This window comes from Streptomyces sp. NPDC037288 (genome assembly GCF_055603265.1).
Genome location: NZ_JBVJVY010000111.1, coordinates 1 through 7,615, shown reverse-complemented (window position 1 = coordinate 7,615; position 7,615 = coordinate 1). Strand labels below are relative to the sequence as shown.

The 7,615-nt window shown below is 68.3% G+C and carries 5 protein-coding genes and 1 pseudogene; 5 read left to right on the top strand and 1 reads right to left on the bottom strand.

Features of this window, described 5'->3' with window-relative positions:
• Positions 1-162 precede the first annotated feature (162 nt).
• From ACZ7GZ_RS41480 to ACZ7GZ_RS41460, 5 genes are all read left to right on the top strand, one after another.
• Complete coding sequence (locus tag ACZ7GZ_RS41480) at positions 163-879, top strand: IS6 family transposase (protein WP_471032825.1); 717 nt, start codon at positions 163-165, stop codon at positions 877-879.
• 953 nt (positions 880-1,832) lie between these two features.
• Complete coding sequence (locus tag ACZ7GZ_RS41475; protein ID WP_471032823.1) at positions 1,833-2,225, top strand: hypothetical protein; 393 nt, start codon at positions 1,833-1,835, stop codon at positions 2,223-2,225.
• Positions 2,226-2,258: 33 nt separating this feature from the next.
• Positions 2,259-3,983 carry a hypothetical protein gene (locus tag ACZ7GZ_RS41470; protein WP_471032821.1) on the top strand — a complete coding sequence of 575 codons (1,725 nt, stop codon included), beginning with the start codon at positions 2,259-2,261 and terminating at the stop codon, positions 3,981-3,983.
• Positions 3,980-4,738, top strand: coding sequence for a MauE/DoxX family redox-associated membrane protein (locus ACZ7GZ_RS41465; protein ID WP_471032819.1), 759 nt, complete (start codon positions 3,980-3,982; stop codon positions 4,736-4,738). Before ACZ7GZ_RS41470 ends, ACZ7GZ_RS41465 begins: the two co-directional genes overlap by 4 nt.
• Positions 4,735-6,675, top strand: a complete 1,941-nt coding sequence (locus tag ACZ7GZ_RS41460; protein ID WP_471032817.1) for an ABC transporter ATP-binding protein — start codon at positions 4,735-4,737, stop codon at positions 6,673-6,675. Before ACZ7GZ_RS41465 ends, ACZ7GZ_RS41460 begins: the two co-directional genes overlap by 4 nt.
• Positions 6,676-6,830: 155 nt before the next feature.
• On the opposite strand, the pseudogene ACZ7GZ_RS41455 reads toward ACZ7GZ_RS41460, so the two are convergent.
• A pseudogene (locus ACZ7GZ_RS41455) lies at positions 6,831-7,523 on the bottom strand (transposase); the annotation flags it as partial.
• Positions 7,524-7,615: the final 92 nt, after the last annotated feature.

Genomic DNA, 7,615 nt, shown 5'->3' with positions numbered 1-7,615 from the left:
ACGCCGGCACCTGCCGCAGGACTGTCTTCGCCTGGCTGACCCGCTACAACACCCGCCGTCGGCACTCCGCCAACGGCCAACTCAGCCCCAACGAAGGTGCTGTCAGGTTAGCGGCGGGCGTGAGATGGTCCTCATGGAGATCGTCTCGGGGAGGGGCTGCTCATGGACATGCCGCCGTCATACAGGGGGTTCCGGTTCCCGGCGGAGATCATCTCCCACGCGGTGTGGCTGTACTTCCGCTTCCCGCTCTCCTTCCGCGAGGTCGAGGAGCTGCTGCTGGCCCGCGGGATCATCGTTTCCCACGAGACCGTCCGGCAGTGGTGCGAGAAGTTCGGACCCGAGTACGCAGCCGCGTTACGCCGTCGCCGGCCGCAGGCCGGCGAGAAATGGCATCTCGATGAGGTGTTCATCAAGGTCAACGGGATGCGGCAGTACCTGTGGCGGGCGGTGGACCAGGACGGCCATGTGCTGGACATCCTGGTCCAGTCCCGGCGGGACGCGAAGGCCGCGAAGCGGTTCATGGCCAAACTGATGAAGAAGCAGTGCCGGGTGCCCAGGGTGCTGGTGACCGACAAGTGCCGGTCCTACGGGCCGGCTCACCGGGAACTGATGGGCTCGGTGGAACACCGCTCCCACAAGGGGCTGAACAACCGGGCGGAGAATTCGCACCAGCCGACGAGGCAGCGCGAACGCGCCATGAAAGGCTTCCGCTCGCCTCGGTCGGCCCAGAAGTTCCTCGCCGCGTTCAGCCAGATTTCGCCCCATTTCCGGCCGCGCCGTCACCTGATGACCGCGTCCGAGTACCGGGCCGGGATGACCGCCCGCTTCACCGTCTGGGACCACATCACCGGCGTCACCGCCCTGCCCACGGCAGGCTGAACCACGGCTGCCACCTGGCCCCACCACGACCTGCCGCACCCTCAACCACCCCACCAACCCGACAAGTTGACGGCGCCCTCCAGGGCTCTCTTCACGGCCCGGTGGAGCTCATGAATCGAACGGAATGCCCGGTTGGCGATCTTCGACTTGGCGTGTGCCCACAGCAGCTCGACGCCGGCGCCACCACGAGGCGACACTCGTGCCCTCGGCCTGCACAGCCTTCGCCCACGGCACGAAAACGGTCCACCGACTCCGCCGGCGGACCGTCACGAAACTTCGAGGCTAGCACGAGCGCGTGTGGTTGGTGCAGCCCGAACTGACGCCATAGTCACAGCAGTTGCCTGAGAAGCCGCACTGGTAGAGGTGGCTGGTGCCTCCGCCAGAGCCCAGGAGCAATACCTGCGGGCAGTAACCGCAATACTGGCCTGACGGCGTTCCTGTGCGACATAGGCAGCCATTAGAGGTGCAGGCATAAATGATTGAGGTCACGAGAGGTCCTCCATTTCCTATTCCAACTGTGGGGTGCCGGCTGAGTCGACACCCTGTTATGGGGGAGGTGCGTTGATGTTTTCGCGGTTCGGGGTTGTGGATGTTGTTGTGGGGGTAGTTGAGCCTCGTCTCGTGGAGCTACTTAAGGTATAGCCGAACTTGGCATGGTCAAACCGAGCTGATGGAGGGTGAATTGAGGGATGTTGGCTGGCGGCTAGTTGAAGGATTGGATGTGCGGCCGATGCCGTTGGGCGGCGGATTCGTATGGGATCGGCGCCGGTTGCTTCTGGGGTGGGTTCCGGTGGATGTGGCTGTTTTGTTAGCGGCCGGGGGTGTGGTGCCTGCCGAGGTGGATCCGGCGGTGGAGGAGCAGGCGTGGCGGGGTGTGGCTGAGGGGTGGTTGGTGCGGGATGACGCTGGTCAGGGAGGGGCCGACGACAACGGATTTAGGACGGGGGCGGGAAATGGTTGAGGTGGTCGCAGCGGTGCGGGCGGTCTGGGCGCTGCTGTGGCTGCGCCGCGGCGATGAGGAGTTGGTGGCGTCCATCGAGCGACTGAGGGGGCCGTTACATGCTGCCGGTGGGCAGCGGTTGGTCGTCTGGTTACGGCGGTTGGTGCGGCTGCGATGGGGGTTTGGGCATGTGGTGGCGGAGTGCGCCGCGATCGTGGTGGCGCTGCGCCGGGGAGGCTTTGCCGCCCAGCTGGTCATGGGCGCCGACGCGGTACCTCATTTGGGCCTGGAGCAGCGGCGCGTGTTTGTGTGGATCGAGGTCGGTGGTGTTGCGGTGGATGAGGAGACGCCCGGTCGGGCGGTCCTGGTCCCGGTCGTTCGGTTCCCCGAGTTGGGCAAGGGGTGAGCTGGGTCGATGTCTTGGTTAAGGAGCCGGCAGGTGTTGGCAGACGAGCAGGCTGGCCCTGCGGGCGGCCGTCCGGAAGGTGGGTTCGTGGACTGCCCTGGCAGCGTGCGGGCGTTTCGCGGCAGTCTGCATGAGCGGGGTGGGCGCGCTGAGGTGCTGTGCGGGTGCGACAGATGGCATGCGGTGGACGGGCAGGCGCAGGCGGGGGTGTTCGCCTCGGCGGGGCCGGTGGCGCAGGCGTGGGTCGATAGGCAGGCGGCGACCCTCGGACGTGGCGCGCTGTCGCAGGTCCGTTGCTATTACACGGTGGATGAGACTGGGGCCGACGGTGGGCCGCTGGTGAGGTTTTCCACCCGGCTGGCCGATGTGCTCCCCGATGGTGCTGAGGTGTGGCTGCCTGCGGCTGCGGCTGCCCTGGCGGGGGAGCGAGTGCTGGCGCCCCTGACGGCTTACCGGCAGGTGTTCCAACTAGCCTGCGGGACCTGGTTGCGTGTCCGGGACGGGCGGCTGCGGCTGCATGACGAGCGGCCCGATCTGACCGAGCTGGCCAATGCTGCCCGGCGCTGTCTGGGCCGGGCCCGGCCAGCGGAGTTGGTCCGCCGGGCGTTGGGCCACGCCTTCTGTGATCTAACTCCGGCTGGACGTTCGCCCGCGCAGCCGGTGATCGGGGTGGGTGGGGGCCGCGGTGCGGCGGCGTTGGTGGCTGCCGCGCCGGACGCGGCCCGCGTGCACCTACACCTAGACTTACCGGTGCTCGGACGGCGAGCCGAGCAACTGGCCGGTGATCCTGGTGTGCGGATCGTGGATGTGTCGTCCCGGTGGGCGCTCGCCTGTGACCCACAAAGCCCCCGCTTCGCTTTCCAGGCCGACTCGTGGCCGCCTGCCCGCGGTGCGCTGGGACAGGCTGGCATCGATCCGGCAGCCCGCGTGGTCAGCGGCGCCGGGCTGAACGACCTGCTGTTAGGCCGTGGCCAGCGGACGGGTCGACTGCGAGTCGGCTGGCAGGTGCTGTCCGCGGCGAAGCCGGCGCCGAACATGGTAGGCCAGGCGTGGTGGCGAGCCTGGCTGCCCCCGAATAGCCACCCTGACCACGGCGAGGGTGCGGCTGGTCCTGCCGGACCGCGGCGCGTGCAGTTGGACTGGCTGAGCAACGAGGTCGCAAACCTTCGCGCGGCATCCGGTGCGGGGGTCATGCCCAGCCACCTCACGACCGACGGTCAGCCAGCCGGGCAGGAGCTGGGTGTACTACTGGCCTTACTGGACGGGCAGGCGTTGTCCGCAGCCGGCGAGGAACCGGTCGAGGAACCGGTGCTGATCGCCGCGCACCCCATGGTGGTAGGCGTGGCCGCCCACCTGGCAGCCCGAGGCGCCACCTCCAGCAGCATCGTGCACGGCGCGCGAGCGGCGCAGGTGCTCACCGAGCTGCTGGGCGCGAACTGGCGGCCGGCCGACGTCCACGCCGATATTCGCAACGCAGTGCTGTCGGCCGCCTTCGTCGGCCAGAACCTGAGCGATGCCGACGACCGGGCACGGCTGCTGGACAGCGTCACACACAGCCAATGGATCATCCCCGATGCGCTGGCGCAGGTGCTGGCCAGCCGCGAACAGGTCCTGCTGCACGCCCAGCAGCTGCAGCGGTTGTATGTGCTCGCCGCGCACCACCCCGAGGTGCTCAGCCAGCAGCCGCAAGCCGCGCCGGACATCCCCAAGAGCACCGCCGTTCACTCGCCCCTGCCGCAACCCGGAGGAGACTCGTGACCGTAGCGCAGTGGCTCGCTCTACTGGCCATGGCAGCTGCCGCCGGCGTGCTCGCCTTCAGCCTGGTCGCCAAGCTCACCGACTGGCCGGACACCGTCACTGCCTGGCCGCTGCGTGGTAGAGCCCGCCGCCTGGCTGGACCGGTGCAAGTCGTGGCGGCGGAAGCGGCCGTCCTCCTGCTCGCCTTGGCGCCGCTGCCTCCCAGGCCGCGGCTGGTCTTGCTAGCCGCCCTGTATGTCGGATACGCGCTGGCCGCATTGGTGCTGCGGGGGCGCGACTGCGCCTGTTTCGGCACCCGTTTCACCACCCGTTTCACCATCAGACACGCGGTGGCGTGCGCCTCGGCAGCCGCGGTCCTCGCCGCGGCTGCCGCCGCCCCGCCCCCACTTTGGCCACTGACCGCGGGTGCCGCGGCGGGAACCGCGGCCGCGCTGGCCGCCGCCGCTACACCCCGCCAACGCCAGCCCACTGCCAACCTGCCCCCGGCCGCCCACATCGACCGCATCGTCATCCTGGCCGTCCCCGCCTGTAGCTTCTGTGCGGCGCTCCAGTCTCAGCGCGCCCACTGGGAGGCCCTGACCGGCTGCCGGCTGGAGTGGCGCACCATCACCGACGATGCCGAAAGTCAACGGCTCGGCAATGCCTTTCCCGCAGCCATCGCCTACGCGGCCGACGGACGCGTCCTGTACGGCCCTGCACCTGGCCTTCCCGCCATCCGTACCCTGCTCACCCACACCACGGACAATTCCCTATGAGTGCGGAGGCCACGCCGCGGCTACGTCCGGCCGATTTCCGTCGGCTATCTATTTTCGCATGGCGGCTCGCCTGGCAGGCTGACCCTCGCCGACTGCTGCTCACCACGGGATTCCCGCTGCTGCAAGCGGCCGGTACGGCCGGGCTGCTACTGCTGGCCCGCTCCACCCTCGGCGGCCTGCTGGACAGCCGCGACCTTACGACGACCGCCCTGTCCGCGCTGGCGATGATGGCTGTAACGCTAGTCGGGATCGTACTCGCGCAGCTGATTGGCATGCAGCAGACCATCCTCACCCTGCGGATCGAAGTGGTGGCCATGCGCAAGGTGGTCACCGCCGCGGCCGCCGCCCGACTCGAGAATTTCGAATCCCCCGCCTTCCACGACCGGATCCAGCTGGCCACCGCCGCGGCCCGGGGCCACGTCGAACGGATGCTGCAGCTGCTTCTGACCGGCGTGCGAGCCATAGCCATGCTCATCGCCCTGACCACCCCCATGATCATCATGAGCTGGTGGCTGCTGCCCCTGGTCGCGCTCGCTGGCCTCCCCGCGCTGCATGTGGCACTGGCGCAGCAACGCGCGGTGTTTGCGCTGGACGTCGCCCTCACCGAAAACAGCCGCGCCCGCAGCTACCTTATTCAGCTGCTCACTGGCCGCGAAGAGGCCAAAGAACTCCGCGCCTTCGATTCCGCATGGCTGCTGTGGCAACGCCTGGCCGAAAACTACCAGAAAGCCATCACCGCGCAGACCGCACTGCAACGCCGCTACGCCGTGCTGGGCATCGCCGCCAGGCTGGCTAGCGACGCCGTCATTGCCGCGGGCATCGCACTGCTACTCGTCCTGACCCACACCGGCCGCCTGGACCCGGCCACCGCACTCACCGCACTGGGCGCCCTGTATCTCGCCGCCGCCGCGGCCACCGCCCTGGCCTCCCTCACCGGCCACGGCGGCAACGTCGTGCGCTACCTCGACGCCCTGGCCCACTTCACCCAAACCACCACCGCCCTCACCCCTCCCGCACCACCGGCGACCTCCTTCACTGCCCTGACCCTCGACAACGTCTCCTTCACCTACCCCGCCGCCGACAAACCCGCACTGCACAACATCTCGCTACGCCTGACCGCCGGGGAGACGATCGCCCTGGTCGGCGAGAACGGCTCCGGCAAAACCACCCTCGCCAAAATCCTCAGCGGCCTCTACCAGCCGACCACCGGCCAGATCAACCTGGACGGCACCCCCCTCGAAGACCAGGCCCGCCTGCGCGCCGTCACCGCCGTGCTCTTCCAGGACTATTTACGCTACAAATTCACCGCTGCTGACAACATCACCCTGGGACGCACCCACCCCCCCGGCGACACCAACCCCCTGACCGCCGCCGCCCACAAAGCTGGCATCCACACCGTCATCAACGACCTTCCCAACGCCTACAACACCCAACTAGGCACCGAGTACACCGGCGGCATCGAACTATCCACCGGTCAGTGGCAACGCCTCGCGCTCGCCCGCGCCCTCTACCGCGACACGCCCCTGATCGTGCTGGACGAACCCACCGCCGCCCAAGACCCCCGCATCGAAGCGGAACTCTTCACCACCATGCGACAACTGTTCACCGACCACACCGTGGTACTCATCTCCCACCGCTTCTCCAGCGTCACAACCGCCGACCGCATCTACGTCCTCGACCATGGCCACATCACCGAAGAAGGCACCCACAAACAACTCCTCAACCTCCACGGCACCTACGCCCACATGTTCACCACTCAAGCCGCCGCCTACCTCACCTCCCAGCGAACGGACACCGCGCCAGCCGCACATCCCGAGCCCCACCTCGAACCCGACCCCGAGCGGGCCAGGCCGCCGCGAAGAATGCGGACAGATGACAGCGGGCAAACCCCGGCGGCCACGCCGAAGTATCCTCCCGCTGGCTCACCCAGACCCTGACCGTGCGCTGGGCAGACGACGGATGGCGTCTGACTGAGACCAGCCAGCATGACGGCCCTGAGTCGGGCCACGGCCACGGGCCAGCACGGCGAGCCACCGCGAGCGTGTCTGAAAGATGGCTCTGGCCCGTAATCGGTGGTAACGCTTCGTGTTGATCATTGGAGCAGGATCCGCTGGCGTAGGAGCGGGAAGCCGGCGCGGCCGTGCATCTGCCTCATGATCTTCTTCGTGCGGGTGTTGACGCCCTCGGTGCGGCCGTTGTGGTAGGGGAGGGTGAGTCCGGCGTCGACGGCGGCGCGGTCGAGCTCGAGGCCGTTCGCGAAGGAGTGCAGGTGGGGCAGTTCAGCGGCGCGAACCGCGGTGATCCAGTCGGTGAGTTTGGCGTCGTTGCCCTCGGCTGGGGTCAGGAGCCCGGCGAACTCGCCGACGAGGCGGGCGAGTTCGGTCATCTCCGGACAGGCTTCGGTGAGTTCCCGTAGTAGTGCGGTGTCCTTGTCGCGCAGGTTCTCGGGGCGGGTGAGTAGGAGGCGGGCGAAGCGCTGCGGGGTGGTGACCGGCTTGTCGCCCTCGGCCCGGCCCTGGGTGATGTAGCGGTAGAGCAGGTTGAGGCTCCCGGTGTAGCCCAGCTCCTGGATCTCCCGGAACAGTTGCTGCACGGGGACGGCCGGGTCGGCGGCCCGGCGGGCGCGGAGGTGGTCGCGGTAGGGGTCGACGAGGGTGGGCCGGTACTGCGGTGCGCGACGCTCCAGCGTGGGCTCCTTCAGGCGGGCGTACCGCTTGACGGTGTTCAGGGCGAGATTGAGGCGGCGGGCGCATTCGAGCAGGCCGACGCCCTTGCCGAGCAGTGAGGGGCCCCACGCTTTCCGGACAGCTACCTATTGGCTAATTCATGCGGCGAGCTGCTGATTCAGGTAGTCGTCGTGGACCTCTTGTGGGGTCC

Excerpts from the sequence above, each read along its gene's own strand:
- ACZ7GZ_RS41460 (WP_471032817.1), top strand. The coding sequence starts at position 4,735 with ATGAGTGCGGAGGCCACGCCGCGGCTACGTCCGGCCGATTTCCGTCGG.
- ACZ7GZ_RS41475 (WP_471032823.1), top strand. The coding sequence starts at position 1,833 with ATGGTTGAGGTGGTCGCAGCGGTGCGGGCGGTCTGGGCGCTGCTGTGG.
- ACZ7GZ_RS41480 (WP_471032825.1), top strand. The coding sequence starts at position 163 with ATGGACATGCCGCCGTCATACAGGGGGTTCCGGTTCCCGGCGGAGATC.